The sequence below is a fragment of the Citrobacter sp. MGH 55 genome (genome assembly GCF_016906145.1).
In the GTDB taxonomy this organism is placed as follows: Bacteria; Pseudomonadota; Gammaproteobacteria; order Enterobacterales; family Enterobacteriaceae; genus Citrobacter_A; species Citrobacter_A amalonaticus.
In genome coordinates, this window is sequence record NZ_CP070239.1 from 637481 (window position 1) to 663426 (window position 25946).

Here is a 25946-nt window from a genome sequence, read left to right on the forward strand (position 1 = left end):
GATTAACCTCTTATTACAACTGTGTTAAAAACAGCGTCAGGATACTCTATATCCAGCGTCTTTCAAACTTTCGTCTGAAATCGACCAGTTATGGTTTACGCCCGGTCGCTACAATATACACTTCACGCGAACGTGCGCGAGAAGAGTCCGGTTTACGAACTTTCACCTTCGTAAACAGGGAGCGAATTTCCCTTAGGTACTCATCGAAACCTTCGCCCTGGAACACCTTCACTACAAAACTGCCACCCGGCGCTAGCACATCACGACACATTTCTAACGCCAGTTCCACCAGATACATGGCACGGGGGATATCCACCGCTGGTGTTCCGCTCATGTTTGGTGCCATATCTGACATGACAACCTGGACTTTACTGTCACCCACGCGTTCCAGCAGCGCTTTCATGACAAGTTCATCACGAAAATCGCCCTGAAGAAAGTCCACACCAACGATAGGATCCATAGGTAAAAGATCACAAGCGATGATACGGCCTTTGCCGCCAATCTGCGAGACCACATACTGTGACCAGCCTCCTGGCGCAGCACCGAGATCGACTACCGTCATCCCCGGCTTAAAAAGTTTGTCACTTTGCTGTATTTCATCAAGTTTAAACCAGGCACGGGAACGCAACCCCTTTTTCTGTGCCTCTTGAACATATTTATCGCTAAAGTGTTCCTGAAGCCAGCGACTCGAGCTGGCAGAACGCTTCTTACCTGTCATTTAACTTTCCCATCGGGGCAGAACATCGTTGCCATACGGCGTAAATTTCCACGCACTATTTGGCGATATATGGGAGATGGCGGTAGAATGACCCGTTTTCAATCCCAACGTAAGCAAAAATATACGATGAATCTGAGTACTAAACAAAAACAGCACCTGAAAGGTCTGGCACATCCGCTCAAGCCGGTCGTTATGCTTGGCAATAATGGTTTGACCGAAGGGGTACTGGCCGAGATTGAACAAGCGTTAGAGCACCATGAACTCATCAAGGTGAAAGTCGCGTCTGAAGATCGCGAAACAAAAACCTTGATCGTGGACGCTATCGTGCGCGAAACCGGCGCCTGTAATGTACAGGTCATCGGTAAAATGCTGGTGCTTTATCGCCCGAGTAAAGAACGCAAAATCTCGCTGCCACGCTAAGAATATCCTAAAGTCGAACACAAAACCTGTGTAAAACGAGGGATTTCCCGCAAGCAGGAGAGCAAAATGCCACGCTCTCTTCGTTGATAAAAGGCCGCTATGCGGCCTTTTTCCTTTCTTTACAATACATCAACATCTTGAGCACTTACAGGTATTCTACCTTAGTGATTTCATATTCGACTTCGCCGCCTGGCGTTTTGATCACCACGACGTCATCCTGTTCTTTGCCAATCAGGCCGCGTGCAATCGGCGAATTGACGGAAATCAGGTTCTGTTTGAAGTCCGCTTCGTCATCGCCCACGATACGCCAGGTCTGCTCTTCGTCATTATCAAGGTTCAGAACGGTGACCGTCGCGCCAAAGACAACGCGACCGTTATTCGGCATTTTGGTGACATCAATGACCTGTGCATTCGACAGCTTCGCTTCGATGTCTTTGATACGACCTTCACAGAACCCCTGCTGTTCACGCGCCGCATGATATTCCGCATTCTCTTTCAGATCGCCATGCTCACGCGCTTCGGCAATAGAGGCGATAATTTCAGGGCGGCGCACAGATTTCAGAAAATCCAGCTCTTCGCGTAATTTTTCTGCACCACGTAAGGTCATCGGAATCGCTTGCATTTGTTATACCTCTTGAACATTCCTGTAGGGGGCGATTGCTATGCCCCGGCTGTTAAGCCTGCCCCGGTATGGCGTCATACCCGGACCAGAAGCAAAAAAATACCGACCCGGACGCAAGGTCCAGGTCAGCTACAATTCTTAATTTGATACTCATTTTACCCTGGAGTTCCCTATGGGTCATCGTTTACTTTCCAGGGCATTGCGCCGTAGTATGTCGGCTTGTTTCCAGGTTGTTAGCGCGAGATTATGCGATTTTCCAGATTTATCATCGGATTGACCACCAGTGTAGCGTTCAGCGTCCAGGCCGCGAACGTTGACGAGTACATCAACCAGCTCCCTGCCGGAGCTAACCTTGCCCTCATGGTCCAGAAGGTCGGCGCCCCGACCCCCGCAATTGATTATCATAGTCAGCAAATGGCACTTCCTGCCAGTACGCAGAAAGTGATTACCGCGCTGGCGGCCTTAATTCAGCTTGGCCCTGACTTCCGCTTTACCACCACGCTGGAGACCAAAGGCAGCGTTGATGCGGGCGTTCTCAAAGGTGATTTAGTGGCGCGATTTGGTGCCGATCCGACGCTAAAAAGGCAGGATATTCGGAATATGGTGGCGAACCTGAAAAAAGCAGGCGTCACGCAAATCACCGGAAACGTCCTGATTGATACCTCTGTTTTTGCCAGTCACGATAAAGCGCCGGGATGGCCCTGGAACGACATGACCCAGTGCTTCAGCGCGCCGCCTGCGGCCGCCATTGTCGATCGAAACTGCTTCTCGATTTCGCTCTACAGCGCGCAAAAAGCGAACGATTTGGCCTATATTCGCGTAGCGTCTTACTACCCGGTCACCATGTTCAGCCAGGTTCGCACCCTCCCACGCGGCTCTGCGGAGGCGCAATATTGTGAACTGGACGTGGTTCCGGGCGATTTAAACCGCTTCACGTTGACCGGGTGTCTGCCGCAGCGTGCCGACCCTCTGCCGCTGGCATTTGCCATTCAGGACGGCGCCAGCTATGCCGGGGCGATCCTGAAAGATGAACTCAAACAGGCCGGTATCACCTACAGCGGAACCTTATTACGCCAGACACAGGTTAATGAGCCAGGCACCATTGTGGCCAGTAAGCAGTCTGCGCCGCTGCACGATCTGCTTAAGATTATGCTGAAAAAGTCGGACAACATGATTGCCGACACCGTCTTCCGAATGATTGGTCACGCACGGTTTAATGTACCGGGAACGTGGCGTGCGGGCTCCGATGCTGTGCGGCAGATCCTGCGTCAACAAGCCGGAGTCGATATTGGCAACACGATTATTGCCGATGGCTCCGGCCTGTCGCGCCATAACCTGATCGCCCCTGCCACCATGATGCAGGTTCTGCAATACATCGCGCAGCATGACAACGAGCTGAATTTCATCTCAATGCTGCCGCTGGCGGGCTATGACGGCTCTCTGCAGTACCGTGCGGGTCTGCATCAGGCGGGCGTCGATGGTAAGGTCTCAGCGAAAACGGGATCATTGCAGGGGGTGTACAACCTGGCAGGCTTTATTACCACCGCCAGCGGGCAACGGATGGCGTTTGTACAATATCTGTCGGGTTATGCGGTAGAACCTGCCGATCAACGTAACCGCCGCATTCCTCTGGTTCGCTTTGAAAGCCGATTGTACAAAGATATCTATCAGAATAACTGAGTCCGCAAAAACAAAAACCCCGGCAACATGTCCGGGGTTTTCCTGAGATTAACGCTTATAGATGAACTCGACGCCTTCTTCGTCGTCTTCGTCCCAGTCGTCATCCCAGTCGTCTTCCGCTTCTTCTTCCACTTCAGCGATTTGTTGGCGATGATAATCATCCCACATGAACTCGACTTTCTCTGGCTGCTTCGCTTCTTCCGCCTGAGTAATCGGGTTCTCGATAATAAAGGTCATCACATCCCAGCAGAGATCTTTCACGCCCAGTTGGCTGGCGGCAGAGATCAGATAGTATTTATCTTCCCAGCCCAGCGCCTGCGCGATAGCTTTGGCTTTCTCTTCCGCTTCGGCTTTGTCCAGCAAATCGATCTTGTTGAACACTAACCAGCGCGGTTTAGCTGCCAGATCCTGACTGTATTTTTCCAGCTCGCCGATGATGATGCGCGCATTCTCAACCGGATCGGAACCGTCGATAGGATCGATGTCGATGAGATGCAGTAGTACGCGGCAACGCTCAAGGTGTTTCAGGAAGCGGATGCCCAGACCGGCACCTTCCGCAGCGCCTTCAATCAGCCCCGGAATGTCCGCCACCACAAAGCTTTTCTCGTTATCCATACGGACAACACCGAGGCTCGGCACCAGCGTGGTAAACGGATAATCCGCCACTTTAGGCTTCGCCGCAGAGACCGCACGGATAAAAGTCGATTTACCGGCATTTGGCATCCCCAGCATGCCCACATCCGCCAGCAGCATCAGCTCCAGCAGCAGATCACGCTTGTCACCCGGCGTCCCCATCGTTTTCTGACGTGGCGTACGGTTGACGGAAGATTTGAAACGGGTGTTACCCAGACCGTGCCAGCCGCCTTTTGCGACCATCAGACGCTGACCGTGCTTAGTCATGTCGCCCATGGTTTCGCCCGTGCCCTGATCGATCACACGCGTACCTACCGGCACTTTAATCGTGACATCTTTCCCGCGTTTACCGGTACAGTCACGGCTGGCGCCATTCTGGCCTCGTTCTGCGCGGAAAGATTTCTCAAAACGGTAATCGATCAGGGTGTTCAGGTTTTCGTCGGCTTCCATCCAGACGTCGCCACCATCACCGCCATCGCCGCCGTCCGGGCCGCCTTTCGGGATGTATTTCTCACGGCGGAAGCTTACGCAACCATTGCCGCCATCGCCTGCAACGACCAGAATCGTTGCTTCATCAACAAACTTCATTTTACTCTCCGTAAATCATTCGCCTGAGCGGGGCTGCGATACCACCGATTCATGCTTACGTAATCCGCCCCAAATACGATGACCAATGGCGGAGTACATCGCGCCCGCAACCACGACAAACGCACCGAGATAACCGAGAAGGTTTAACATCGGTCTGGCGAAGAAATCGGGCCAGGCCATAGATAAAAGATCTGAAAATAACAGCGTAAACAGCGGGGTGAGTGTGATTAATGCGCTCACCTGCGCTGCCTGCCAACGCGCCATCGCTTCCGCCAGGGCGCCATATCCTACCAGTGTATTCAGCCCACAGAAAATTAAACAGGCAAGCTGCCAGTCATTGAGCTGGGCTATCACGCCGGGCTTCGCCAGCGGCAATAGCGCTATCGTACATAAAGTGTACAGTAAAAACAGGATCTGCGGTGATGCCAGACGCCGCAATAACACCTTTTGCGCGACACCATAGCTTACCCAGACCGTAGCAGCACCGACGCCAAAAATGACGCCCCAGGTGTAATCGGTCAGCCTGGTAAAAATTTCGATCAGACTGGTGTTGAAGAACATCACCAGTCCGCACATCAGCATTATCGCGCCGACAATCTGCGTACCGCGCATTTTCTCTTTAAGGATAAATACGCTCGCGACCATCATGCCCACTGGCGACAGTTGGCCGATCACCTGCGAAGCCGTTGGGCTTAAATACTGCAGGGAAGAGCTAAACAGGATGAAGTTGCCAAAAAGCCCACCGGTAGCAATCGCCAGCAGAACCAGCCAGCGCGCTTTGCGAAAAATTCGCAGCGGCGGAAGCTTACGCTTCGCGGCCAGAATCGCTCCGAGGCCAATACTGGCGATTAAAAAACGGTAAAAAACGATGGTAGGAGGCTCCATCACCTCCAGCACCTGCTTCATAGCAATTGGCAAAGCCCCCCAACACACCGCCGTTGTGAGCGCCAAAAGAATACCAATGCCAGCCTGCTGCTTCATGCCCGTTTCCCTGCAAGGGCTCGTTATCCGGTACAAAGCGGTTTCACGAGCATATTTACCGGTCGTCGAATGTAAAAAGCCCCGCAACAGGGTGCGGGGCTTTTATCCGTTACCGGACCACGAAAAACTTACTCAGCAACGATGCTGATGTATTTACGGTTGTTCGGGCCTTTAACTTCAAATTTCACTTTACCGTCTGCTTTAGCAAACAGAGTGTGGTCACGACCGCAACCTACGTTAGTGCCAGCGTGGAACTTGGTACCACGTTGACGAACGATGATGCTACCCGCCAGAACGGATTCGCCACCGAAACGCTTAACGCCCAGGCGTTTAGCTTCTGAATCGCGACCGTTACGAGTTGAGCCGCCAGCCTTTTTATGTGCCATTTAAATCTCTCCTCAGGTCTTAGGCGCTGATGCCAGTAATTTTCACATCAGTGAACCACTGACGATGGCCCTGCTGCTTACGATAGTGTTTACGACGACGAAACTTAACGATTTTAACTTTCTCGCCACGACCGTGAGCAACAACTTCAGCTTTGATAACGCCGCCATCAACGAAAGGAACGCCGATTTTGACTTCTTCACCGTTTGCGATCATCAGAACTTCAGCGAATTCAATAGATTCGCCAGTTGCGATGTCCAGCTTTTCCAGGCGAACGGTCTGACCTTCGCTTACTCGGTGTTGTTTACCACCACTTTGGAAAACCGCGTACATAAAAAACTCCGCTTCCGCGCACACCTTTTCAATGATTCAGAGTGCGCTATAAATATTCACAATAGGGCGCGAATATTACGCAAAACGTGAGCCTTTGACAAGTGCTACAGTCAATACATGAAGAAAAAAAACACAACGTGTACGGTAACGTTTATCTGCGGCGTTTTTTCAGTACAATCAGCATATATTTCTAACCCTAAACCCTAAGTTACCTTGCCGCATGATGAGGTAAACGGGGCGAAAAGCCCGGCTTTTGCGATGAATTTAGAAAAAATCAACGAGTTAACCGCGCAAGATATGGCGGGTGTCAATGCGACAATCCTTGAACAGCTTAATTCCGACGTCCAACTGATCAATCAGTTAGGCTATTACATTGTGAGCGGTGGCGGTAAACGCATTCGCCCGATGATTGCCGTCCTCGCGGCGCGCGCCGTTGGCTATCAGGGAAATGCCCATGTCACGATTGCGGCATTGATCGAATTTATCCACACCGCCACCCTGCTTCATGACGATGTAGTGGATGAATCCGATATGCGCCGGGGTAAAGCCACGGCGAACGCTGCGTTTGGTAATGCCGCCAGCGTGCTGGTTGGCGATTTTATCTATACCCGAGCTTTCCAGATGATGACCAGCCTCGGCTCCCTGAAAGTGCTGGAGGTGATGTCTGAAGCCGTAAACGTCATTGCTGAAGGTGAAGTCCTGCAGTTAATGAACGTTAACGACCCGGATATTACGGAAGACAGCTATATGCGGGTGATCTACAGTAAAACAGCGCGTCTGTTTGAAGCGGCAGCGCAGTGTTCCGGTCTCCTCGCGGGCTGTAGTGAAGCCGAGGAAAAAGGACTGCAGGACTATGGTCGCTATCTGGGCACTGCATTCCAGTTGATTGACGATCTGCTGGACTATAACGCCGACGGCGAACAGCTCGGTAAAAATGTCGGTGATGACCTGAACGAAGGCAAACCGACGTTACCGCTGCTACATGCGATGCGTAACGGTACGCCAGAGCAGGCACAAATGATTCGCCATGCGATCGAGCAAGGCAATGGCCGACATCTCCTGGAGCCCGTGCTGGAAGCGATGAACGCCTGCGGCTCACTGGAATGGACACGTCAGCGTGCGGAAGAAGAGGCTGACAAAGCCATCGCCGCGCTGCAGGTGCTGCCGGATTCGCAATGGCGCGAAGCGTTGATCGGCCTGGCGCATATCGCCGTCCAGCGCGATCGCTAATAACGATGGAATCATCCCACCACTCTGCGCGGGATGATTCATAAAAGATCTAATAAAACCCACCAAACCTCTCTATTCCGCTGCAAGCAAAGCAATAACTCTTAATAAATTCTGAATATTCAAACTCTTTACTTGAACATATTAGAACAACAATTCTCTGGGAGTATAGTGTCTTCTGCAAATTGATGGTGCAAATCAACGATGAATGACCATAAACGAGGGGATAAATGGAGAGCAAACTCATTGACTGGCATCCGGCAGATATCATTGCTGGATTACGTAAAAGAGGGACATCAATGGCTGCCGAGTCACGCAGAAACGGATTAAGTTCCTCCACGCTGGCAAACGCCTTAACCCGACCATGGCCGAAAGGCGAGCTGATCATTGCGAAAGCGCTCGGAACGGATCCCTGGGTGATCTGGCCTTCACGATACCATGACGCAAAAACTCATGCGTTTATCGACAGAACGCGCATGATGCGGGCGTCACGTCGTGACAAGCAGGATGTAGAGTAAGGCACAAAGCAGTAGCCCCAGCCATTGGCAATGGGGCTACTGATTTCATTGACGCTTATTCGGCTTTCACGCGCTCGATATTGGCACCAAGGGCGCGCAGTTTATCTTCGATACGCTCGTATCCGCGATCGATATGATAAATACGATCCACGACCGTCGTCCCTTCTGCAATACATCCCGCCAGCACCAGACTGGCCGACGCACGCAGATCCGTTGCCATCACCTGCGCACCGGAGAGCTTATCCACACCGTGACAAATCACGGTATTGCTTTCGATTTCGGCATGAGCGCCCATACGGCTCAGCTCAGGCACGTGCATAAAGCGGTTTTCAAACACGGTTTCCGTAATGAATCCGGTCCCTTCCGCTACCAGGTTCAGCAGCGTGAACTGGGCCTGCATGTCCGTCGGGAATGCCGGGTGCGGTGCGGTGCGCACGTTGACAGCTTTCGGACGTTTACCGTGCATGTCGAGGCTAATCCAGTCTTCACCCACTTCGATATCCGCGCCGGCATCGCGCAGTTTCGCCAGTACCGCGTCCAGCGTATCCGGCTGCGCGTTACGACAGAGGATTTTGCCGCGAGAAATTGCCGCTGCGACCAGGAAAGTCCCGGTTTCGATACGGTCCGGCAATACGCGATAGACACCACCGCCCAGACGTTCTACGCCTTCGATGGTGATACGATCGGTACCCTGGCCGGAAATTTTCGCTCCCAGCGCAATCAGGAAGTTGGCCGTGTCGACAATTTCTGGTTCACGTGCGGCGTTTTCAATGATGGTGGTGCCTTCCGCCAGCGTGGCGGCACACATGATGGTGACCGTTGCGCCAACGCTGACTTTATCCATGACGATATGCGCGCCTTTCAGACGGCCATCCACGGAGGCTTTCACATAGCCTTCTTCCAGCGTGATCGTGGCGCCTAGTTGCTCCAGACCGGTGATATGCAGGTCAACCGGACGTGCGCCGATCGTGCAACCGCCAGGCAGAGAAACCTGGCCCTGACCAAAACGGGCCACCAACGGTCCCAGCGCCCAAATTGATGCGCGCATGGTTTTTACCAGGTCATACGGTGCGCAGAAAACATTAACGTCGCGGGCATCGATGTGCACGGAGCCATTGCGTTCCACTTTGGCGCCAAGCTGACTTAGCAGTTTCATCGAGGTATCAACGTCCTTCAGTTTCGGGACGTTCTGGATCTCTACCGGCTCTTCCGCCAGCAACGCCGCAAAAAGGATCGGCAGAGCGGCGTTTTTCGCGCCAGAAATTGTGACTTCGCCCTCGAGCCGGGTTGGCCCTTGTACACGAAATTTATCCATGATGTTGTTCTCAGTTAAAATTCATCGTCGTTACCGGTGTGACACCCGTAACTCAAAAACCGTTTAGTTTGCGATCGCGCGCCCATTCTGCGGGGGTATACGCTTTGATCGACAGGGCATGAATGCGATTGTCCGCAATGTACTCCATCAGCGGCGCATAGACCGACTGCTGCTTCTTCACCCGGCTCATGCCGTCAAACATCTCACCCACGGCAATAACCTGAAAGTGACTGCCATCGCCAGAGACGTGGACTTCCTGGAGGGAGAGTGCGTTCATCAGCACGCTCTGAATTTCATTATTTTCCATGGGCTCTTCATTCGTCAGATTGTGAATACAGCCCAACATCTTAGAGCAAAGTTGCGCTGTCATAAATAAGCAAAAAGCCTCGCGGGTCAATCCAGCGAGGCTGTAGATAATAACGTACTGATATTACTGACGCGGAAGCACGTCAGCAGGCAGATTATAGAGTTCCGCCAGGGTAAAGACTTTGTCATTCACCCCCGACAACGACACGTTGTTGCCCTGCTGTTTCGCCAGACTGATGAGATGGACCAGCAGCGCCAGTCCCCCCGTATCCACTCGAGAAACCTGACTGAGGTCGATGCAGGTGACACCGGTCATTGCTTCAATGCGCGCATCCCACAAAGGATTAAGCACATCCTGGTCCAGTTCTCCCACCAGCGCCAGCTTGTCACCGTCACGCATCCAGTTGAGTGACTGAGTCATTACTTCTTCTCTTCCAGCGTGATTTTTTGCTGCGCGATAGATTTCAGTTGCGCCGTCAGTCCATCGATCCCTTTAGTACGCAGCAGATCGCTCCACTCGTTCTGTTTGGTAGTGATCATGCTGACGCCTTCTGCGATCATGTCATAGGCCTGCCAGTGACCCGTCTGAGTGTTTTTACGCCACTGGAAGTCCAGACGCACCGGAGGACGGCCGTTGGGATCGAGAATGGTTACACGGATCGGAACGATGCTCGCATCACCCAACGGTTGTTCCGGAGCAATCTGATACGTCTGACCGTGATACATCGCCAGCGCCTGGCCGTAGGCCTGTTTCAGGTATTCACGAAACGCGGCGAAGTAGGCTTCACGCTGAGCCGGAGTGGCTTCTTTGTAGTAACGCCCCAACACCAGCGCGCCAGCATATTTCACCTGCACATACGGCAGCAGTTCCTGGTCAACCACGTCACGCAGATAGTCCGGATTAGAACGGATTTTCGGCTGTTCGTTTTTCAGGCGGTCGAAGGTTTTCTGCGCCGCTTCATTCATCAACTTGTAAGGGTTGGTCTGATCGGCTGCAATGGCGGTGCTCAGCGGTGCAATCACCAGCAGAGCCACCATCATTAAACGCTTAAGCATAATTCGATTCTCCTGAGATTAATTCGTTGTGCCCGCAGGCCCAGTGGCTTCATTATGGCCTTCGGTCGGCGCCGACGCATCGCCAGAATTCTTATTGTCATCGCCTTTACTGTTGCTGTTGTAAAGGAACTGACCAATCATATCTTCCAGCACCATCGCGGATTTGGTGTCCTGGATTGTGCCGCCATCTTTGAGGATAGACGTTCCCAGCTCAGGATCTTCAAAACCAACGTTAAGCGCCAGATACTGTTCCCCCAGCAGACCGGACGTCCGGATGCTCAGCGAACTGGTATCAGGGATGTGGTTATAGCGCTCTTCTATGTCCAGCGTCACGCGCGGTAAATAGGTCTTCGGATCCAGAGAGATATCCGCCACGCGCCCCACCACCACACCACCGATACGCACCGGCGAGCGCACTTTCAGGCCGCCGATATTATCGAATGTCGCGTAAATCGTGTAGGTCGGTTCTGTGCGCATAGAGGTCACATTGGCCGCCTTCAGGCAGATAAACAGCGCGGCAAGCAATGCGGCTAATAAGAAGATCCCCACCCAAATTTCATTTTTTTTCGTTTGCATGAACTCAATTCCCAAACATCAATGCGGTCAGTACAAAGTCCAGACCCAGAACGGCCAGCGACGAGTGCACAACGGTGCGTGTGGTTGCCCGGCTGATTCCCGCCGAGGTCGGAATCGCATCATACCCATTGAATAATGCAATCCAGGTTACCGTAATGGCGAACACCACGCTTTTAATCAAACAGTTGACCAGATCCAGACGCCAGTCGACGGCACTCTGCATCGCGGACCAGAAGAAGCCAGCATCAATCCCCTTCCAGCTTACGCCGACCAGAGAACCGCCCCAGATCCCGACGGCCACAAACAAAATCGTCAGCATCGGCAGCGAAATCACGCCCGCCCAGAATCGCGGAGAGATCACCCGGCGCAGGGGATCGACAGCCATCATTTCCATACTGGAAAGCTGCTCGGTCGCGCGCATCAGGCCAATTTCAGCGGTGAGTGCAGAGCCTGCACGCCCCGCAAATAACAACGCGGCGACAACCGGACCGAGTTCACGCAGCAGCGACAGTGCCACTAACATCCCCAGACTGGTTTCCGCGCTATAGGTGGTAAGTACCAGATAGCCCTGCAGCCCCAGCACCATGCCGATAAACACGCCAGAAACAATAATGATCAGCATCGACAGGACGCCCACATTATAAAGCTGGCGCACCAGCAACGGCGCGTGCTTACGAAATTCCGGTTTGCCGACCAGCGCATTGAACAACATTAACCCGGCGCGCCCGAACGTTCTGAGAGTTTTAATCCCCTTATGTCCCAGCGTCGCCAGTGCATTTAACAGCATGAGTAGCTTAACTCCCTGTTCCGAGTAAATCAGAGTGATAATCGCCCGCAGGATAGCGGAACGGGACCGGCCCGTCTGCAATGCCATCCAGGAACTGACGCACACGCGGGTCGTCATTCTCTTGCAACGCCTGCGCGCTGCCGTGGGCCACAATCTTTTTGTCCGCCATAATATAGGCGTGATCGGCAATGCTCAGGACTTCCGGCACATCGTGAGAGACCACGACGCAGGTCACGCCCAGCGCATTGTTTAATTCAGAAATCAGTTTGACCAGCACGCCCATGGTGATCGGATCCTGTCCGACAAACGGTTCATCAAACATGATGAGGTCCGGCTCCAGCGCAATGGCGCGTGCTAACGCCGCCCGGCGCGCCATCCCACCGGACAGTTCAGAGGGCATCAGTTTTGCCGCGCCGCGCAGACCGACAGCTTCCAGTTTCATCATCACCGTGCTCTTCAGTAACGGCGGGGGAAGCGTGGTATGTTCGCGTAGCGGATAGGCCACGTTATCAAACACGTTCATGTCGGTGAACAGCGCCCCGGACTGAAACAGCATACTCATCCGTTTACGTACCGTGTAGAGGCGCGAGCGAGACATCTCAGGAATGTTCTCGCCATCAAACAAGATCTCCCCCTTGTCTGGCACAATTTGTCCGCCGATCAGACGCAAGAGCGTCGTTTTACCGATGCCAGATGGCCCCATGATCGCGGTTACCTTGCCACGCGGCACGGTCAGAGAGATGTTATCGAAAATGCAGCGGTCGCCGCGCGTAAAGCTGACATCGCGCATATCGACTAAATTCGCCACAGACTGCCCCATTGATTCATCCTTCGTGTTGCTTGTTGATCTCAGCATGGCGTGGAATTCAGCCATGAACCCAACATATTTACAGAATATTACCCGTGCTGGTTAGCTAAAGCTGGCATTTGTTTTACTTTTTAGCTGCATAAAGTCAAAATTAAGACTTCGTTACGGTTTCCAGACGATCCCGGTGGACCGGCGAGTATACCTGAAGAAAGGACTTTAGATGCTTTTAGCAACGGCGCTGTTAATTATTGGTTTATTATTGGTCGTCTACGGCGCCGACCGCCTGGTTTTTGCCGCGTCAATCTTATGTCGAACCTTTGGGATCCCGCCGCTGATTATCGGTATGACGGTAGTCAGTATAGGCACATCTCTGCCTGAAATTATTGTTTCTGTCGCCGCCTCTCTGCACGGGCAGTTAGATTTAGCCGTCGGCACCGCGCTCGGCTCTAACATTACTAACATTTTGTTGATCCTCGGGCTTGCCGCGCTGATCCACCCTTTTACCGTGCATTCCGATGTTCTGCGTCGCGAATTACCGCTAATGTTGCTGGTTAGCGTGGTGGCCGGATCCGTACTGTATGACGGACAACTCAGCCGCAGCGATGGTATCTTTCTTTTACTGTTAGCCGTGTTATGGCTGCTGTTCATTGTTAAAATCGCCCGTCTCGCTGAGCGTCAGGGCAATGACAGCCTCACCCGGGAACAGGTTGCCGAGTTGCCGCGTGAAGGCGGATTACCGGTGGCGTTTTTATGGCTGGGCATTGCGCTGATTATCATGCCGATGGCGACCCGAATGGTGGTGGATAACGCCACTGTGATTGCCAATTACTTCGCGATGAGCGAACTGACAATTGGCCTGACGGTGATCGCAATTGGCACCAGCCTGCCTGAACTGGCAACCGCTATCGCGGGCGTGCGCAAAGGTGAGAATGATATCGCGGTGGGCAATATCATCGGCGCGAACATTTTTAACCTCACCATTGTTCTCGGCCTTCCCGCTCTGATTACGCCGGGTGACGTCAATCCGCTGGCGTTCAGCCGTGACTACAGCGTGATGCTGCTGGTGAGCATCATCTTTGCATTACTTTGCTGGCGGCGTCCCCGCCAGTCCGGTCGCGGCGCGGGCGTGCTGCTGACCGGCGGTTTTATCGTATGGCTGGCGATGCTGTATTGGCTATCGCCACTTCTCGTTGGATAACTGGAAACAGACATATGTCGCACTTAGCGTTACAACCGGGTTTTGACTTTCAGCAAGCCGGCAAAGAAGTTCTGGCGATTGAACGTGAAGGCCTGGCGGAGCTCGATCAGTACATCAACCAGGATTTCACTCTCGCCTGTGAGAAAATGTTCAACTGCACCGGCAAAGTGGTGGTGATGGGCATGGGGAAATCGGGGCATATTGGCCGCAAAATGGCCGCGACCTTTGCCAGCACCGGCACCTCTTCCTTCTTCGTTCATCCGGGCGAAGCCGCCCACGGCGATCTGGGAATGGTGACCTCGCAGGATGTAGTGATTGCCATCTCCAACTCCGGGGAATCCAGCGAGATCGCGGCCCTGATTCCGGTTCTTAAGCGACTGCAGGTTCAGCTTATCTGCATCACCGGTCGACCAGAAAGCAGCATGGCGCGTGCTGCGGATGTCCATCTGTGTGTTAAAGTACCGCAAGAAGCCTGTCCGCTTGGGCTGGCCCCGACAAGCAGCACCACCGCTACATTAGTGATGGGCGATGCGCTGGCGGTGGCGTTATTAAAGGCGCGCGGCTTTACCGCTGAGGATTTTGCTCTGTCGCATCCGGGCGGTGCGCTAGGGCGTAAACTGCTGTTGCGCGTGAACGATATTATGCATACGGGTGATGAAATCCCGCATGTCACCAAAGAAGCCAGCCTGCGCGATGCGCTGCTGGAGATAACCCGCAAGAACCTCGGGATGACCGTGATTTGCGATGATGCGATGAAGATCGACGGTATCTTCACCGACGGTGATTTACGTCGCGTCTTTGATATGGGCGTTGATGTGCGCCAGCTCGGTATCGCCGACGTGATGACGCCAGGGGGCATTCGCGTGCGTCCAGGAATACTGGCGGTCGATGCCCTGAACTTAATGCAGTCTCGTCATATCACCTCCGTAATGGTTGCCGATGGCGACCAGTTACTCGGTGTGTTACATATGCATGATCTCCTGCGTGCAGGCGTTGTGTAGAAATTCAAGGATAAAAAGAAATGAGCAAAGCAGGTGCGTCGCTTGCGACCTGTTATGGACCCGTCAGCGCAGACGTCATCGCCAAAGCAGAGAATATCCGTCTGCTGATTCTTGATGTCGATGGCGTGCTGTCGGATGGCCTGATTTATATGGGCAACAACGGTGAAGAGCTGAAGGCTTTCAACGTCCGTGACGGTTACGGGATCCGTTGTGCGCTGACGTCTGATATCGACGTCGCCATCATTACCGGACGAAAGGCTAAACTAGTAGAAGATCGGTGTGCCACACTGGGGATCACGCACCTGTATCAGGGGCAGTCGGACAAGCTGGTCGCCTTTCACGATCTGTTGGCAAAACTGGCGATTGCGCCGGAAAATGTGGCCTACGTCGGTGACGATCTGATTGACTGGCCGGTGATGGAAAAAATTGGCCTGAGCATTGCCGTTGCGGATGCGCATCCGTTACTGCTTCCGCGCGCGGATTATGTCACGAAAATCGCGGGCGGACGCGGCGCGGTACGAGAAGTCTGTGATTTATTATTACTGGCGCAGGGTAAGCTTGATGAGGCCAAAGGGCAATCGATATGAGTAAAGCCAGACGTTGGGTTATCATTCTACTGTCATTGGCCGTGCTGGTGCTGATTGGGATTAACCTGGCCGATAAAGACGACACGGCACAGGTGGTGGTGAATACGAGCGATCCGACCTATAAGAGCGAGCATACGGATACCGTTGTCTACAGTCCGGAAGGCGCGCTGAGCTATCGTTTGATCGCCCAACATGTTGAATATTATTCCGATCAGGCCGTTTCGTGGTTCACACAACCCGTATTAACGACGTTTGATAAGGACAAGATCCCGACGTGGTCAATCAAGGCTGATAAAGCCAAGCTGACCGAGGATCGAATGCTGTATCTTTATGGTCACGTTGAAGTCAACGCGCTGGTGCCTGACGCTCAACTTCGCAGAATTACCACCGATAACGCGCAGATCAATCTGGTGACGCAGGATGTTACCTCTGAAGACCTCGTCACGTTATACGGAACAACATTTAACTCCAGCGGACTGAAAATGCGCGGCAACTTACGCAACAAGAACGCCGAGCTGATTGAAAAGGTTAGAACCTCCTATGAAATTCAAAACAAACAAACTCAGCCTTAATCTTGTGCTTGCCAGCTCACTTCTGGCCGCCAGCATTCCGGCGTTCGCCGTCACGGGCGATACCGAACAGCCGATCCACATCGAATCGGACCAGCAGTCTCTGGATATGCAGGGCAACGTCGTGACCTTCACCGGTAATGTCATTGTGACCCAAGGCACTATCAAAATTAACGCCGATAAAGTGGTCGTTACCCGCCCTGGCGGTGAAGAGGGTAAAGAGGTCATTGATGGCTTCGGCAACCCGGCCACGTTCTATCAAATGCAGGACAACGGTAAGCCGGTAAAAGGCCATGCGTCGAAAATGCATTATGAACTGGCGAAAGATTTTGTCGTGCTCACCGGCAATGCGTATCTGGAACAGCTCGACAGCAACATCACCGGGGACAAAATTACCTATCTGGTGAAAGAGCAGAAAATGCAGGCCTTCAGTGAGAAAGGCAAGCGTGTGACCACCGTTCTGGTTCCGTCGCAGTTGCAGGACAAAAACAAAAACCAGGCTCCGGCTCAGAAAAAGAGTAACTAATTCGTTATGGCAACATTAACTGCAAAGAATCTGGCGAAGGCCTACAAAGGCCGCCGCGTCGTGGAAGATGTCAGCCTGACCGTCAACTCAGGCGAGATTGTCGGTCTGCTTGGGCCGAACGGTGCGGGTAAAACCACCACCTTCTACATGGTCGTCGGCATTGTGCCGCGCGATGCCGGTAACATCATTATTGATGATGAAGACATCAGTCTGCTGCCGTTGCACGCCCGCGCGCGCCGCGGAATTGGCTACCTGCCGCAGGAAGCGTCGATTTTTCGCCGCCTGAGCGTGTACGATAACCTGATGGCCGTACTACAAATTCGTGACGATCTCACCAGCGAACAGCGTGAAGACCGCGCTAACGAGCTGATGGAAGAGTTCCACATTGAGCATCTGCGCGACAACATGGGTCAGTCACTCTCCGGCGGGGAACGTCGCCGTGTGGAAATCGCCCGCGCCCTCGCCGCCAACCCGAAATTTATCCTGCTGGATGAACCCTTTGCCGGCGTTGACCCCATCTCCGTTATCGATATCAAACGCATTATTGAGCATCTGCGTGACAGCGGTCTCGGCGTGTTGATTACCGACCATAACGTCCGCGAAACGCTGGCCGTGTGTGAACGCGCCTATATCGTGAGCCAGGGACACCTGATCGCACACGGCACGCCGACAGAAATCCTGCAGGACGAACACGTGAAGCGCGTATACCTTGGGGAAGACTTCAGACTCTGATAGGGTAGAAGTTTGCGACGTCATAGCGGGAGAAAACGACTCTGAACATGAAGCAAGGTTTGCAACTCAGGCTGAGCCAACAACTGGCGATGACGCCGCAGCTACAACAGGCGATTCGTCTGTTGCAGTTGTCCACGCTGGAACTGCAGCAGGAACTCCAGCAAGCGCTGGAAAGCAATCCGTTGCTGGAACAAACCGATCTTCACGACGAAGTTGATACCCGCGAAACTCAGGACAGCGAAACGCTGGATACCGCCGACGCTCTCGAACAAAAAGAGATGCCGGAAGAGTTGCCGCTTGACGCCAGCTGGGATGAAATCTACACCGCCGGTACGCCGTCGGGCACCAGCGGCGACTACATTGACGATGAGCTCCCCGTTTACCAGGGTGAAACCACGCAGACCCTACAGGATTACCTGATGTGGCAGGTGGAACTCACCCCGTTCTCCGATACCGACCGCGCAATCGCCACGTCGATTGTAGATGCCGTTGACGATACCGGTTATCTCACCGTTTCGCTGGACGACATCCTCGAAAGCATGGGCAATGAAGAGGTCGGCCTTGATGAAGTCGAAGCCGTACTCAAACGTATTCAGCGGTTTGATCCCGTAGGCGTGGCGGCAAAAGATCTGCGCGATTGCTTACTGATCCAGCTCTCGCAATTCGACAAATCGACCCCCTTCCTTGAAGAAGCCCGGTTGATCATCAGCGATCATCTCGATCTGCTGGCGAACCACGACTTCCGCACTCTGATGCGCGTCACACGTCTCAAAGAAGAGGTGCTCAAAGAGGCGGTCAATCTGATTCAGTCACTCGATCCCCGACCGGGTCAGTCGATCCAGACCGGCGAACCGGAATACGTGATCCCGGATGTGCTGGTACGCAAGCATAACGGCCACTGGACGGTTGAGCTCAACGGTGACAGCATCCCCCGCTTGCAGATCAATCAGCACTACGCCGCCATGTGCAACGGTGGGCGTAATGACGCCGACAGCCAGTACATCCGCAGTAATTTGCAGGATGCGAAGTGGTTGATTAAGAGTCTGGAAAGCCGCAATGATACCCTGCTGCGTGTCAGCCGTTGCATCGTTGAGCAGCAGCAAGCCTTCTTTGAGCAAGGCGAAGAATTTATGAAACCGATGGTGCTGGCTGACATCGCCCAGGCCGTTGAGATGCACGAATCGACCATTTCTCGTGTGACGACGCAGAAGTATCTGCACAGTCCACGCGGCATTTTTGAACTGAAGTATTTTTTCTCCAGCCATGTGAATACCGAGGGGGGTGGCGAAGCGTCCTCCACGGCGATCCGCGCACTGGTGAAGAAGTTGATTGCGGCGGAAAACCCCGCGAAGCCTCTGAGCGACAGCAAGCTAACATCAATGCTGTCGGAACAAGGCATCATGGTGGCGCGCCGCACCGTTGCGAAGTACCGAGAGTCTTTATCCATTCCGCCGTCAAACCAGCGCAAACAACTGGTTTGACCCAACCGATAAGGAAGACACTATGCAGCTCAACATCACTGGAAACAACGTCGAGATCACAGAAGCCCTGCGTGACTTTGTGAATACCAAGTTCGCCAAACTCGAACAGTATTTTGACAGGATCAATCAGGTCTATATTGTGTTGAAAGTGGAAAAGGTTACCCACATCTCGGATGCAACACTGCATGTAAACGGTGGCGAAATTCACGCCAGCGCGGAAGGTCAGGATATGTATGCGGCCATTGATGGCCTGATTGACAAGCTGGCAAGACAGCTCACCAAACACAAAGATAAATTGAAACAACACTAATTGTCCGGGCAGTTAGCGGGTGCAGGACGGCCTGTTGTGCAGAACAACAGGCCATTTGTACAGTTAGCGCTCCGAATCCGTTCCGCTGTTGTGGGACGGATTCTTAGGTGAAATTATGATAAATAACGATACGACTCTACAACTGAGTAGTGTACTTAACCAGGAATGTACGCGCAGTGCCGTTCACTGCCAGAGCAAAAAACGCGCGCTGGAAATCATCAGTGAACTGGCTGCAAAACAGCTCAGTCTACCGCCGCAGGTCGTTTTTGAAGCGATCCTGACGCGCGAAAAAATGGGCAGTACCGGCATCGGCAATGGGATCGCCATCCCGCACGGTAAGCTGGAAGAAGATACCCTGCGCGCCGTCGGCGTGTTTGTGCAACTGGAAACGCCCATCGCCTTCGATGCGATTGATAATCAACCTGTTGATCTGCTTTTTGCCCTGCTGGTGCCTGCGGATCAAACCAAAACGCACCTGCATACACTATCGCTGGTGGCTAAGCGTCTGGCGGATAAAACCATCTGCCGTCGACTGCGCGCCGCACAGAGCGATGAAGAGTTGTATCAAATCATCACTGACACCGAAGGCGGTCAGGATGAAGCGTAACTCCCCTTTTTCCGTGGTGAGGAGAAACAGTACATGGTACTGATGATCGTCAGCGGTCGTTCAGGGTCAGGTAAATCTGTCGCCCTGCGCGCGCTGGAAGATATGGGCTTTTACTGCGTGGATAACCTTCCCGTCGTATTGTTACCCGATCTGGCTCGCACGCTTGCCGAACGCCAGATTTCGGCTGCCGTCAGCATTGACGTACGCAATATGCCAGAGTCGCCGGAAATATTTGAGCAGGCGATGAACAACCTGCCCGAGGCGTTCTCGCCGCAGTTGCTGTTCCTCGATGCCGATCGCAACACGTTGATTCGTCGCTACAGCGATACGCGTCGTCTGCACCCTCTCTCCAGCAAGAACCTGTCGCTGGAAAGCGCCATTGATCAGGAAAGTGACCTGCTGGAACCGCTGCGTTCTCGCGCCGACCTGATCGTCGACACCTCAGAAATGTCGGTGCATGAACTGGCTGAAATGCTGCGGACCCGCCTGTTGGGTAAACGTGAGCGTGAACTGACGATGGTGTTTGAGTCCTTCGGCTTTAAGCACGGTATCCCCATCGATGCCGATTACGTTTTCGACGTCCGCTTTCTGCCAAACCCGCACTGGGATCCGAAACTGCGTCCAATGACTGGTCTCGACAAGCCCGTCGCCGCCTTCCTCGACAGACACACAGAAGTACACAATTTTATCTACCAGACTCGCAGCTATCTTGAGCTATGGTTACCCATGCTGGAGACCAACAACCGTAGCTATCTGACCGTTGCTATCGGTTGTACCGGCGGGAAACACCGTTCGGTGTATATTGCAGAACAGCTGGCAGACTACTTCCGCTCACGCGGTAAAAACGTACAGTCACGCCATCGTACGCTGGAAAAACGCAAAACATGACCGTGAAGCAAACTGTTGAAATCACGAACAAGCTGGGCATGCATGCCCGGCCAGCAATGAAGCTCTTTGAATTAATGCAGGGATTTGACGCGGAAGTCCTGCTACGAAATGATGAAGGCACCGAAGCGGAAGCCAACAGCGTCATCGCATTACTGATGCTGGACTCCGCCAAAGGCCGACAGATTGAAGTTGAAGCCTCCGGTCCGCAAGAGGTTGAAGCGCTGGCGGCCGTCATCGCTCTTTTCAATTCGGGATTCGACGAAGACTGAGTTTTCTCGTTCCGCGGATACCTTCACAGAAAACGCCACCAGGCGTTTTTTTCGTTTTTGCTCCCTTAAACTGTACAATTCGTGCGCTTTTTAACTTAAGAATTACCTTAAGAAAACCTTAAGACAAGTCGTTTAGGTTTCATTTAACCTGAGTGTTCATACTGGATTATTGTCAGTAAATATTTCCAGGATATCACTCATGATTCGTTTATCAGCAGAGACTCCCCTGGGCACCGGACGACATCGTAAGTGTTATGCGCATCCGGATGATGCCCAACGTTGTATTAAGATCGTTTACAACAGTGGACAGGGCGGCGACAAAGAGACACAGCGTGAACTGAAGTACTATGCTCACCTCTCTCGCTACCTGAAAGACTGGAGCGGTATCCCACGCTATTACGGCACGGTCGAGACCGACTGCGGAACGGGTTACGTTTACGATGTGATTGCCGATTACGACGGCAAGCCGTCCATCACTCTCACCGAATTTGCCAAACAATGTCGTTACGAAGACGACTTTGCCGTGCTGCGTCAGCTGTTGAAGACGCTAAAACGCTACCTGCGTGACAACCATATCGTCACCATGACGCTGAAACCACAGAACATTCTTTGTCACCGTATCAGCGAATCGGAAGTGGTGCCGGTGGTTTGCGATAATATTGGCGAAGGGACGTTGATCCCGCTGGCGACCTGGTCAAAATGGTTCTGCCATCGTAAGCAGGAAAGACTGTGGCAGCGTTTTATCGCCCAACCGGTACTGGCCGTCGCGCTAGAAAAAGACGTCCACCCGAAAGAACGCAGCGGACTGTCACTCTCTTCGCGCGAGGCGTAATGCAGATTTAATGCAGGTGGTGGCGGGTCATAAACGACTCCCCACCCAACTGTCGCATTTGACGCAGTATCCACGCCTGACGGCTACGCACATAGCCTGAAGGTGCTGCGGCCTTAAAGCGCAGAGGATTGGGTAATACAGCGGCAAGCAGCGCCGCTTCTGACTGAGTCAATCGGCTGGCCGGTTTGCCAAAATAGCGCTGTGCGGCGGCTTCGACACCAAATACGCCATCACCAAATTCCGCGATATTCAGGTAAACCGTCAGGATCCGCTTCTTGCTCCAGACCGTCTCTACACCGACGGTAAGTCCGGCTTCCAGCCCTTTCCGCAACCAGCTCCGCCCATCCCAGAGAAAGAGGTTTTTAACCGTTTGCTGTGACAATGTTGACGCGCCGCGAATGCGGTTTTCATTACGTTCGTTATGTGACAGCGCTTTTTCGATGGCAGCAACGTCAAAACCCCAGTGGTCCGGGAAGGTCTGGTCTTCTGCGGCAATCACCGCTAACCCCATCCACGGAGAGATTTCATCCATGCTCACCCAGTCGGAATGAGCAATATAGCCAAAGTCACCCTGTAGCCAGGCACCGATCTGCCGCTCAACCATTACCGCTGAAAAAGGCACAGGCACCACGCTAAACAGCGCAATGCCACCGCCCCAGAAAACGGCGAGGATAATCACGACGCGCAATATCACTCGCCTCAGAAAGGCGAAAACTCCTTTTTTCATTCCGCCAGGACCAGCACGCGTGATACCAGTTTTTCGATCCCCATTGCCGCCTGAGCGATGTCCTGCGCCAACATGTAGGCCGGTGTGGTGACGATTTTATTATCTTCATCAACGACGATATCATCGACCGGGCACGGCACATGCTCCGCCCCCATCTCTTCCAGCACTTCCGCTGTATCAATATCGGTCCCGATTGTCAGACGTAGCGGAAAGTCGAAGATTTTCGGCAGCATCGCCGGGGCGATGCACATAAAACCCAGCGGCTTGCCCGACTGATGCATCGCCAGAGCGAGCCCGGCTAAATCCGGATCAACCCGGCATTCACTGCCCTGACTGGCAAAGTTGCTCAAATTTTTGGCCGCGCCAAAACCACCGGGAACAATCAGCGCATCCAGATCGGCTGAGACTGCCTGAGAAAGCGGACGAATGTTGCCGCGTGTAATACGGGCCGCTTCAATCAGTACATTACGGGTTTCCGCCATCGGTTCGCCCGTCAGATGATTAATCACATCGGCCTGCGCTTTGTCGGGCGCAAAGCAGACGGCCTGCGCGCCGCTGCGGGCAATGGACAGCAACGTCAGTACGGTTTCATGAATTTCAGCACCGTCATACACACCGCATCCACTGAGAACTACGCCAATTTTTTTCATTCAAATGTCCTTTTCACCACTATCTGCAGCACATTAATAATTGTGATTAAAATGCTACGCTTCACACATTTAACTGATTCATGTAACAAAGCATTTAAGATTTGCTATCTTAACTGCGTGCGGCCCGAATTTACGCGCTGCGCCTTTTAAATCACAATTATAACTTACGGCGCAGCCATGATTTCCCTGGTGTTGGCGCAGTATTCGCGCACCCCGGTCAAGCCGGGGTCATTTTTTTCCAGCGTTTGCCACCCAGGCCTTTAATACCGCAACGTCGTGTTGCCACTCCTGCTTCATCTCTTCAATCCATTCCCCCACGTTATCTTCCCATGCCGGAAGATCGGGTGACTGGATCTGCTGCCCCAGCTGTTGCAGATGACGAAGGCCAACAGAACCCGCCGCCCCTTTAATTTTATGCCCTTCTTCAACCACGCCTTTTTTGTCACGCGCGGTCAGATTGGATTCCAGAACGCTTAAATAACCTGGCATCATCTTCTCGAACACCGCCAGGCCATCGGTAATTAGTTTCGGCCCCACCAGCTCTATGTACTGTTCCAGCATCGGAATATCTAATAGCGCTTGCGATTTACTGCTCTCTTCAGATTTCACCGTGCACTCCTCCTCATCTTGGGTATCCCAGTACTTCTTAATCATGGCGGTTAACGCCGGTACCGACAGCGGCTTGCTCAGCACGTCATCCATACCGGCATCCAGATACTCTTTTTTATCTTTCAGGACGTTTGCCGTCAGCGCCACCAGCGGCGGCAGATCTTCACGCGCATAACGCTGGGTCAGTTCGCGTGAAATATCGAGGCCCGTCATATCCGGCAACTGAATATCCAGCAACACCAGGTCGTATTCGCCCGGCGTGAACATCTCCAGCGCCGCTTTCCCGGTCATCGCGACATCCACGCTATTGCCGAGTTTTTCCAGCACCGAGCGCGCCACAATGACGTTCAGTTCGATATCTTCTACCAGCAGGACATTTAACGCCGGCAGCGGCAAATCGTCATCCTCAAACGCATCTTCAACTTCTTCTGCCACCGCTGGCGCATGGACGGTCAGAGTAAAGATAGAGCCTTTACCTGGCTGACTTGCCACGGTGATATCTCCACCCATGTTTTTCGCCAGACGACGCGAGACCGCCAGACCGATGCCTGTACCGGTCGCTGGTTTTCCGCCGTGACTGTCTTTCACCTGATAATACATGGCGAAAATTTTGTCCTGCTCATCCTGCGGAATGCCGATGCCGGAATCTTCCACTTCAAAGTGCAGAGTACTGCCGGCATCGTAACGTACGCGCACGGTCACCTGGCCCTGCTGGGTAAATTTCACCGCGTTGCTGATCAGGTTCCACAGGATCTGCCGCAGACGCGTGCCGTCAGTCACCACTTTATGCGGCAGCGGCAAGGTCGGGTCGAGCACAAAACGCAGCCCTTTCTGCTGCGCCTGCAGGCCGGAGAGGTTCTCCAGATCGGCCATGAAGCTGGTGAAATCCACTGGCTGGTTATCCAGTTGAACCTTACGCCGCTCCATCTTATCCATATCAATGATATCGTTGAAGATGTTCCCCAACGTCACGGCGGAGACATGGATCGTTTTCAGGTATTTTTCCTGTTCAGCCGTCAGCTCAGTGTCCAGCAGAATACGACTCAGACCGACAATTCCGTTCAGCGGTGTGCGCAGCTCGTGGCTAATGGTGGAAATAAAGGTGGTTTTATCGCGGCTGGCGCGCTCAAGCGCATCCTGATAGCGCTTGCGCTCGGTAATATCGCGACCAAAACCCATCAGGCCATGACGTTTACCAACGCGATCGTAATAAGGCACTTTGCGGATTTCAAAACAGGCTTTGCGCCCGTCGGGATAATCAAGCCATTGCTCATAGGTCAGCGACACATTATGGCGGAAAACTTTTTCGTCGGTCTCAATGACTTTTTCGGCGGCTTCCGGCGAGTACACATCAGCAGGCTTTAAATGAACCAGTTGTTTTTCGCTTTTGCCGGTGAGCAACTCCATCGCCCGGTTACAGCCGGAAAACTCTTTATCTTCGTTGCGATAAAAAACCAAATCCGGCGAGGCATCCAGAAAAGAACGTAAAAAAGAGGATTGCTGTTCAAGTTGGATCTGCGCCTCTTCGCGCTCTTTGATCTCAACTTTGAGCTGCTCAAACGTGGACTGGCGTTCCGCCTCTGCCTTTTCGCGGTCGGCAATCTCCTGATTCAGCTGCGAAATATTATCTTTCAGTTGGACGTTGAGCTTGAGGTCGCGCTCACGCATCTCTTCCAGCTTTTGCACCAGTCGGGATAACCGCTGACGGGATTCTTCCAGTTGCTCCACCACCACCGACAAAAAATAGACCGCCCAGGGGGTGATTAACAAACCAAAGAAAATGGAGCGGATGACATCGATCTGTTCGACCCGACCATGTAGCACCATGGTGACCGCCATCTGCACCACAATTGCCAGCACAACGAGCGCTAACGCCAACAACAGCGAAAAGCGCACCAGACCCAATTTCATCATCAGGTCCACATAGTACTGCGCCAGCATACGAATTTGCTTCATCAGGGATTTCCTTTACGACAACCTGGCACAATAATACTCAATTCTGGGCAAG

The 25946-nt window shown here is 53.0% G+C and carries 32 protein-coding genes; 16 read left to right on the forward strand and 16 right to left on the reverse strand.

What is annotated here, in order from left to right; genetic code table 11:
• Window positions 1-88 precede the first annotated feature (88 nt).
• Window positions 89-718: a 23S rRNA (uridine(2552)-2'-O)-methyltransferase RlmE gene (gene rlmE / locus JTI98_RS02365; protein ID WP_042291855.1), complete on the reverse strand. Its 630-nt coding sequence runs from the start codon at window positions 716-718 to the stop codon at window positions 89-91.
• Window positions 719-844: 126 nt separating this feature from the next.
• On the opposite strand from rlmE, the gene yhbY reads away from it, so the two are divergent.
• Window positions 845-1138: a ribosome assembly RNA-binding protein YhbY gene (gene yhbY / locus JTI98_RS02370; RefSeq protein WP_041686369.1), complete on the forward strand. Its 294-nt coding sequence runs from the start codon at window positions 845-847 to the stop codon at window positions 1136-1138.
• Window positions 1139-1283: 145 nt separating this feature from the next.
• Here yhbY and greA read toward each other — a convergent pair whose 3' ends face one another.
• A complete protein-coding gene (gene greA / locus JTI98_RS02375) occupies window positions 1284-1760 on the reverse strand; it encodes a transcription elongation factor GreA (protein ID WP_042998290.1) in 477 nt (158 codons plus the stop codon).
• A 246-nt stretch (window positions 1761-2006) separates the two neighbouring features.
• On the opposite strand from greA, the gene dacB reads away from it, so the two are divergent.
• Window positions 2007-3440 carry a serine-type D-Ala-D-Ala carboxypeptidase gene (gene dacB, locus JTI98_RS02380; protein ID WP_044263639.1) on the forward strand — a complete coding sequence of 478 codons (1434 nt, stop codon included), beginning with the start codon at window positions 2007-2009 and terminating at the stop codon, window positions 3438-3440.
• Window positions 3441-3488: 48 nt separating this feature from the next.
• On the opposite strand, the gene cgtA is transcribed toward dacB, so the two are convergent.
• The 4 genes from cgtA to rplU form a co-directional block, all read right to left on the reverse strand.
• A complete protein-coding gene (cgtA, locus tag JTI98_RS02385) occupies window positions 3489-4661 on the reverse strand; it encodes an Obg family GTPase CgtA (RefSeq protein WP_042325080.1) in 1173 nt (390 codons plus the stop codon).
• 15 nt (window positions 4662-4676) lie between these two features.
• Window positions 4677-5642, reverse strand: a complete 966-nt coding sequence (locus JTI98_RS02390) for a DMT family transporter (RefSeq protein WP_216081890.1) — start codon at window positions 5640-5642, stop codon at window positions 4677-4679.
• 128 nt (window positions 5643-5770) lie between these two features.
• Window positions 5771-6028 carry a 50S ribosomal protein L27 gene (gene rpmA, locus JTI98_RS02395; protein WP_003861831.1) on the reverse strand — a complete coding sequence of 86 codons (258 nt, stop codon included), beginning with the start codon at window positions 6026-6028 and terminating at the stop codon, window positions 5771-5773.
• A 19-nt stretch (window positions 6029-6047) separates the two neighbouring features.
• The gene (gene rplU / locus JTI98_RS02400) at window positions 6048-6359 is read right to left on the reverse strand and encodes a 50S ribosomal protein L21 (protein ID WP_042325074.1); all 312 of its coding nucleotides are present in this window, start codon (window positions 6357-6359) and stop codon (window positions 6048-6050) included.
• Window positions 6360-6617: 258 nt separating this feature from the next.
• Between rplU and ispB the strand changes: the two genes are divergently transcribed.
• On the forward strand, window positions 6618-7589 hold the full coding sequence (gene ispB / locus JTI98_RS02405) for an octaprenyl diphosphate synthase (RefSeq protein WP_042998294.1): 972 nt from the start codon (window positions 6618-6620) through the stop codon (window positions 7587-7589).
• A gap of 227 nt (window positions 7590-7816) precedes the next feature.
• Window positions 7817-8104: a DNA-binding transcriptional regulator SfsB gene (gene sfsB / locus JTI98_RS02410; RefSeq protein WP_042998295.1), complete on the forward strand. Its 288-nt coding sequence runs from the start codon at window positions 7817-7819 to the stop codon at window positions 8102-8104.
• Window positions 8105-8159: 55 nt separating this feature from the next.
• Here the strand turns inward: sfsB and murA are convergent, their stop codons facing one another.
• The 7 genes from murA to mlaF all read right to left on the reverse strand — a co-directional run bounded on the left by murA (window position 8160) and on the right by mlaF (window position 12964).
• Window positions 8160-9419: a UDP-N-acetylglucosamine 1-carboxyvinyltransferase gene (murA, locus tag JTI98_RS02415; RefSeq protein ID WP_044329009.1), complete on the reverse strand. Its 1260-nt coding sequence runs from the start codon at window positions 9417-9419 to the stop codon at window positions 8160-8162.
• A gap of 52 nt (window positions 9420-9471) precedes the next feature.
• Complete coding sequence (gene ibaG, locus JTI98_RS02420; protein WP_042325065.1) at window positions 9472-9726, reverse strand: BolA family iron metabolism protein IbaG; 255 nt, start codon at window positions 9724-9726, stop codon at window positions 9472-9474.
• Window positions 9727-9849: 123 nt separating this feature from the next.
• Window positions 9850-10146 carry a lipid asymmetry maintenance protein MlaB gene (gene mlaB, locus JTI98_RS02425; protein ID WP_044329010.1) on the reverse strand — a complete coding sequence of 99 codons (297 nt, stop codon included), beginning with the start codon at window positions 10144-10146 and terminating at the stop codon, window positions 9850-9852.
• Window positions 10146-10781 (reverse strand): phospholipid-binding protein MlaC, encoded by a 636-nt coding sequence (gene mlaC, locus JTI98_RS02430; RefSeq protein ID WP_042998298.1) that lies wholly within the window; start codon window positions 10779-10781, stop codon window positions 10146-10148. The genes mlaB and mlaC overlap by 1 nt, the downstream gene beginning before the upstream one ends.
• 18 nt (window positions 10782-10799) lie before the next feature.
• The gene (gene mlaD, locus JTI98_RS02435; protein ID WP_043001758.1) at window positions 10800-11357 is read right to left on the reverse strand and encodes an outer membrane lipid asymmetry maintenance protein MlaD; all 558 of its coding nucleotides are present in this window, start codon (window positions 11355-11357) and stop codon (window positions 10800-10802) included.
• A 4-nt stretch (window positions 11358-11361) separates the two neighbouring features.
• Window positions 11362-12144, reverse strand: a complete 783-nt coding sequence (gene mlaE, locus JTI98_RS02440) for a lipid asymmetry maintenance ABC transporter permease subunit MlaE (RefSeq protein ID WP_042998299.1) — start codon at window positions 12142-12144, stop codon at window positions 11362-11364.
• Between the two features lie 7 nt (window positions 12145-12151).
• Window positions 12152-12964, reverse strand: a complete 813-nt coding sequence (gene mlaF, locus JTI98_RS02445) for a phospholipid ABC transporter ATP-binding protein MlaF (RefSeq protein WP_042998300.1) — start codon at window positions 12962-12964, stop codon at window positions 12152-12154.
• 208 nt (window positions 12965-13172) lie between these two features.
• Here mlaF and JTI98_RS02450 point away from each other — a divergent pair, with 208 nt between their 5' ends.
• The 12 genes from JTI98_RS02450 (at window position 13173) to yrbL (ending at window position 21952) form a co-directional block, all read left to right on the forward strand.
• Window positions 13173-14150: a calcium/sodium antiporter gene (locus JTI98_RS02450; RefSeq protein WP_044263648.1), complete on the forward strand. Its 978-nt coding sequence runs from the start codon at window positions 13173-13175 to the stop codon at window positions 14148-14150.
• A 14-nt stretch (window positions 14151-14164) separates the two neighbouring features.
• Complete coding sequence (gene kdsD / locus JTI98_RS02455; RefSeq protein ID WP_042998302.1) at window positions 14165-15151, forward strand: arabinose-5-phosphate isomerase KdsD; 987 nt, start codon at window positions 14165-14167, stop codon at window positions 15149-15151.
• A 20-nt stretch (window positions 15152-15171) separates the two neighbouring features.
• Complete coding sequence (kdsC, locus tag JTI98_RS02460) at window positions 15172-15738, forward strand: 3-deoxy-manno-octulosonate-8-phosphatase KdsC (RefSeq protein ID WP_042998303.1); 567 nt, start codon at window positions 15172-15174, stop codon at window positions 15736-15738.
• Complete coding sequence (gene lptC / locus JTI98_RS02465) at window positions 15735-16310, forward strand: LPS export ABC transporter periplasmic protein LptC (protein ID WP_044255950.1); 576 nt, start codon at window positions 15735-15737, stop codon at window positions 16308-16310. The genes kdsC and lptC overlap by 4 nt, the downstream gene beginning before the upstream one ends.
• Window positions 16279-16833 (forward strand): lipopolysaccharide ABC transporter substrate-binding protein LptA, encoded by a 555-nt coding sequence (gene lptA / locus JTI98_RS02470; RefSeq protein WP_042325045.1) that lies wholly within the window; start codon window positions 16279-16281, stop codon window positions 16831-16833. Before lptC ends, lptA begins: the two co-directional genes overlap by 32 nt.
• A gap of 6 nt (window positions 16834-16839) precedes the next feature.
• Window positions 16840-17565 carry an LPS export ABC transporter ATP-binding protein gene (lptB, locus tag JTI98_RS02475; protein WP_044263650.1) on the forward strand — a complete coding sequence of 242 codons (726 nt, stop codon included), beginning with the start codon at window positions 16840-16842 and terminating at the stop codon, window positions 17563-17565.
• A gap of 47 nt (window positions 17566-17612) precedes the next feature.
• Window positions 17613-19046, forward strand: coding sequence for an RNA polymerase factor sigma-54 (gene rpoN, locus JTI98_RS02480; RefSeq protein ID WP_046401907.1), 1434 nt, complete (start codon window positions 17613-17615; stop codon window positions 19044-19046).
• 22 nt (window positions 19047-19068) lie between these two features.
• Window positions 19069-19356, forward strand: a complete 288-nt coding sequence (gene hpf / locus JTI98_RS02485; protein WP_003025078.1) for a ribosome hibernation promoting factor — start codon at window positions 19069-19071, stop codon at window positions 19354-19356.
• A 115-nt stretch (window positions 19357-19471) separates the two neighbouring features.
• A complete protein-coding gene (gene ptsN, locus JTI98_RS02490) occupies window positions 19472-19963 on the forward strand; it encodes a PTS IIA-like nitrogen regulatory protein PtsN (RefSeq protein WP_042325036.1) in 492 nt (163 codons plus the stop codon).
• A 33-nt stretch (window positions 19964-19996) separates the two neighbouring features.
• Complete coding sequence (gene rapZ / locus JTI98_RS02495) at window positions 19997-20851, forward strand: RNase adapter RapZ (RefSeq protein ID WP_012908509.1); 855 nt, start codon at window positions 19997-19999, stop codon at window positions 20849-20851.
• Window positions 20848-21120 (forward strand): PTS phosphocarrier protein NPr, encoded by a 273-nt coding sequence (gene npr, locus JTI98_RS02500; protein ID WP_042998307.1) that lies wholly within the window; start codon window positions 20848-20850, stop codon window positions 21118-21120. The genes rapZ and npr overlap by 4 nt, the downstream gene beginning before the upstream one ends.
• Before the next feature lie 199 nt (window positions 21121-21319).
• Entirely contained in the window at window positions 21320-21952 is a 633-nt protein-coding gene (gene yrbL / locus JTI98_RS02505; RefSeq protein WP_216081891.1) for a PhoP regulatory network protein YrbL, read from the forward strand.
• Window positions 21953-21959: 7 nt separating this feature from the next.
• Here yrbL and mtgA read toward each other — a convergent pair whose 3' ends face one another.
• The 3 genes from mtgA to arcB all read right to left on the reverse strand — a co-directional run bounded on the left by mtgA (window position 21960) and on the right by arcB (window position 25894).
• The gene (gene mtgA / locus JTI98_RS02510; protein ID WP_044328817.1) at window positions 21960-22679 is read right to left on the reverse strand and encodes a monofunctional biosynthetic peptidoglycan transglycosylase; all 720 of its coding nucleotides are present in this window, start codon (window positions 22677-22679) and stop codon (window positions 21960-21962) included.
• The gene (gene elbB, locus JTI98_RS02515; protein ID WP_042998310.1) at window positions 22676-23329 is read right to left on the reverse strand and encodes an isoprenoid biosynthesis glyoxalase ElbB; all 654 of its coding nucleotides are present in this window, start codon (window positions 23327-23329) and stop codon (window positions 22676-22678) included. Before elbB ends, mtgA begins: the two co-directional genes overlap by 4 nt.
• 228 nt (window positions 23330-23557) lie before the next feature.
• Window positions 23558-25894 carry an aerobic respiration two-component sensor histidine kinase ArcB gene (gene arcB / locus JTI98_RS02520; RefSeq protein ID WP_042998311.1) on the reverse strand — a complete coding sequence of 779 codons (2337 nt, stop codon included), beginning with the start codon at window positions 25892-25894 and terminating at the stop codon, window positions 23558-23560.
• Window positions 25895-25946: the final 52 nt, after the last annotated feature.

What these genes read in the sequence shown, in the direction of transcription:
- rlmE (WP_042291855.1), bottom strand. Translation starts at nt 718, where the DNA reads ATGACAGGTAAGAAGCGTTCTGCCAGCTCGAGTCGCTGGCTTCAGGAA.
- yhbY (WP_041686369.1), top strand. Translation starts at nt 845, where the DNA reads ATGAATCTGAGTACTAAACAAAAACAGCACCTGAAAGGTCTGGCACAT.
- greA (WP_042998290.1), bottom strand. Translation starts at nt 1,760, where the DNA reads ATGCAAGCGATTCCGATGACCTTACGTGGTGCAGAAAAATTACGCGAA.
- dacB (WP_044263639.1), top strand. Translation starts at nt 2,007, where the DNA reads ATGCGATTTTCCAGATTTATCATCGGATTGACCACCAGTGTAGCGTTC.
- cgtA (WP_042325080.1), bottom strand. Translation starts at nt 4,661, where the DNA reads ATGAAGTTTGTTGATGAAGCAACGATTCTGGTCGTTGCAGGCGATGGC.
- JTI98_RS02390 (WP_216081890.1), bottom strand. Translation starts at nt 5,642, where the DNA reads ATGAAGCAGCAGGCTGGCATTGGTATTCTTTTGGCGCTCACAACGGCG.
- rpmA (WP_003861831.1), bottom strand. Translation starts at nt 6,028, where the DNA reads ATGGCACATAAAAAGGCTGGCGGCTCAACTCGTAACGGTCGCGATTCA.
- rplU (WP_042325074.1), bottom strand. Translation starts at nt 6,359, where the DNA reads ATGTACGCGGTTTTCCAAAGTGGTGGTAAACAACACCGAGTAAGCGAA.
- ispB (WP_042998294.1), top strand. Translation starts at nt 6,618, where the DNA reads ATGAATTTAGAAAAAATCAACGAGTTAACCGCGCAAGATATGGCGGGT.
- sfsB (WP_042998295.1), top strand. Translation starts at nt 7,817, where the DNA reads ATGGAGAGCAAACTCATTGACTGGCATCCGGCAGATATCATTGCTGGA.
- murA (WP_044329009.1), bottom strand. Translation starts at nt 9,419, where the DNA reads ATGGATAAATTTCGTGTACAAGGGCCAACCCGGCTCGAGGGCGAAGTC.
- ibaG (WP_042325065.1), bottom strand. Translation starts at nt 9,726, where the DNA reads ATGGAAAATAATGAAATTCAGAGCGTGCTGATGAACGCACTCTCCCTC.
- mlaB (WP_044329010.1), bottom strand. Translation starts at nt 10,146, where the DNA reads ATGACTCAGTCACTCAACTGGATGCGTGACGGTGACAAGCTGGCGCTG.
- mlaC (WP_042998298.1), bottom strand. Translation starts at nt 10,781, where the DNA reads ATGCTTAAGCGTTTAATGATGGTGGCTCTGCTGGTGATTGCACCGCTG.
- mlaD (WP_043001758.1), bottom strand. Translation starts at nt 11,357, where the DNA reads ATGCAAACGAAAAAAAATGAAATTTGGGTGGGGATCTTCTTATTAGCC.
- mlaE (WP_042998299.1), bottom strand. Translation starts at nt 12,144, where the DNA reads ATGCTGTTAAATGCACTGGCGACGCTGGGACATAAGGGGATTAAAACT.
- mlaF (WP_042998300.1), bottom strand. Translation starts at nt 12,964, where the DNA reads ATGGGGCAGTCTGTGGCGAATTTAGTCGATATGCGCGATGTCAGCTTT.
- JTI98_RS02450 (WP_044263648.1), top strand. Translation starts at nt 13,173, where the DNA reads ATGCTTTTAGCAACGGCGCTGTTAATTATTGGTTTATTATTGGTCGTC.
- kdsD (WP_042998302.1), top strand. Translation starts at nt 14,165, where the DNA reads ATGTCGCACTTAGCGTTACAACCGGGTTTTGACTTTCAGCAAGCCGGC.
- kdsC (WP_042998303.1), top strand. Translation starts at nt 15,172, where the DNA reads ATGAGCAAAGCAGGTGCGTCGCTTGCGACCTGTTATGGACCCGTCAGC.
- lptC (WP_044255950.1), top strand. Translation starts at nt 15,735, where the DNA reads ATGAGTAAAGCCAGACGTTGGGTTATCATTCTACTGTCATTGGCCGTG.
- lptA (WP_042325045.1), top strand. Translation starts at nt 16,279, where the DNA reads ATGAAATTCAAAACAAACAAACTCAGCCTTAATCTTGTGCTTGCCAGC.
- lptB (WP_044263650.1), top strand. Translation starts at nt 16,840, where the DNA reads ATGGCAACATTAACTGCAAAGAATCTGGCGAAGGCCTACAAAGGCCGC.
- rpoN (WP_046401907.1), top strand. Translation starts at nt 17,613, where the DNA reads ATGAAGCAAGGTTTGCAACTCAGGCTGAGCCAACAACTGGCGATGACG.
- hpf (WP_003025078.1), top strand. Translation starts at nt 19,069, where the DNA reads ATGCAGCTCAACATCACTGGAAACAACGTCGAGATCACAGAAGCCCTG.
- ptsN (WP_042325036.1), top strand. Translation starts at nt 19,472, where the DNA reads ATGATAAATAACGATACGACTCTACAACTGAGTAGTGTACTTAACCAG.
- rapZ (WP_012908509.1), top strand. Translation starts at nt 19,997, where the DNA reads ATGGTACTGATGATCGTCAGCGGTCGTTCAGGGTCAGGTAAATCTGTC.
- npr (WP_042998307.1), top strand. Translation starts at nt 20,848, where the DNA reads ATGACCGTGAAGCAAACTGTTGAAATCACGAACAAGCTGGGCATGCAT.
- yrbL (WP_216081891.1), top strand. Translation starts at nt 21,320, where the DNA reads ATGATTCGTTTATCAGCAGAGACTCCCCTGGGCACCGGACGACATCGT.
- mtgA (WP_044328817.1), bottom strand. Translation starts at nt 22,679, where the DNA reads ATGAAAAAAGGAGTTTTCGCCTTTCTGAGGCGAGTGATATTGCGCGTC.
- elbB (WP_042998310.1), bottom strand. Translation starts at nt 23,329, where the DNA reads ATGAAAAAAATTGGCGTAGTTCTCAGTGGATGCGGTGTGTATGACGGT.
- arcB (WP_042998311.1), bottom strand. Translation starts at nt 25,894, where the DNA reads ATGAAGCAAATTCGTATGCTGGCGCAGTACTATGTGGACCTGATGATG.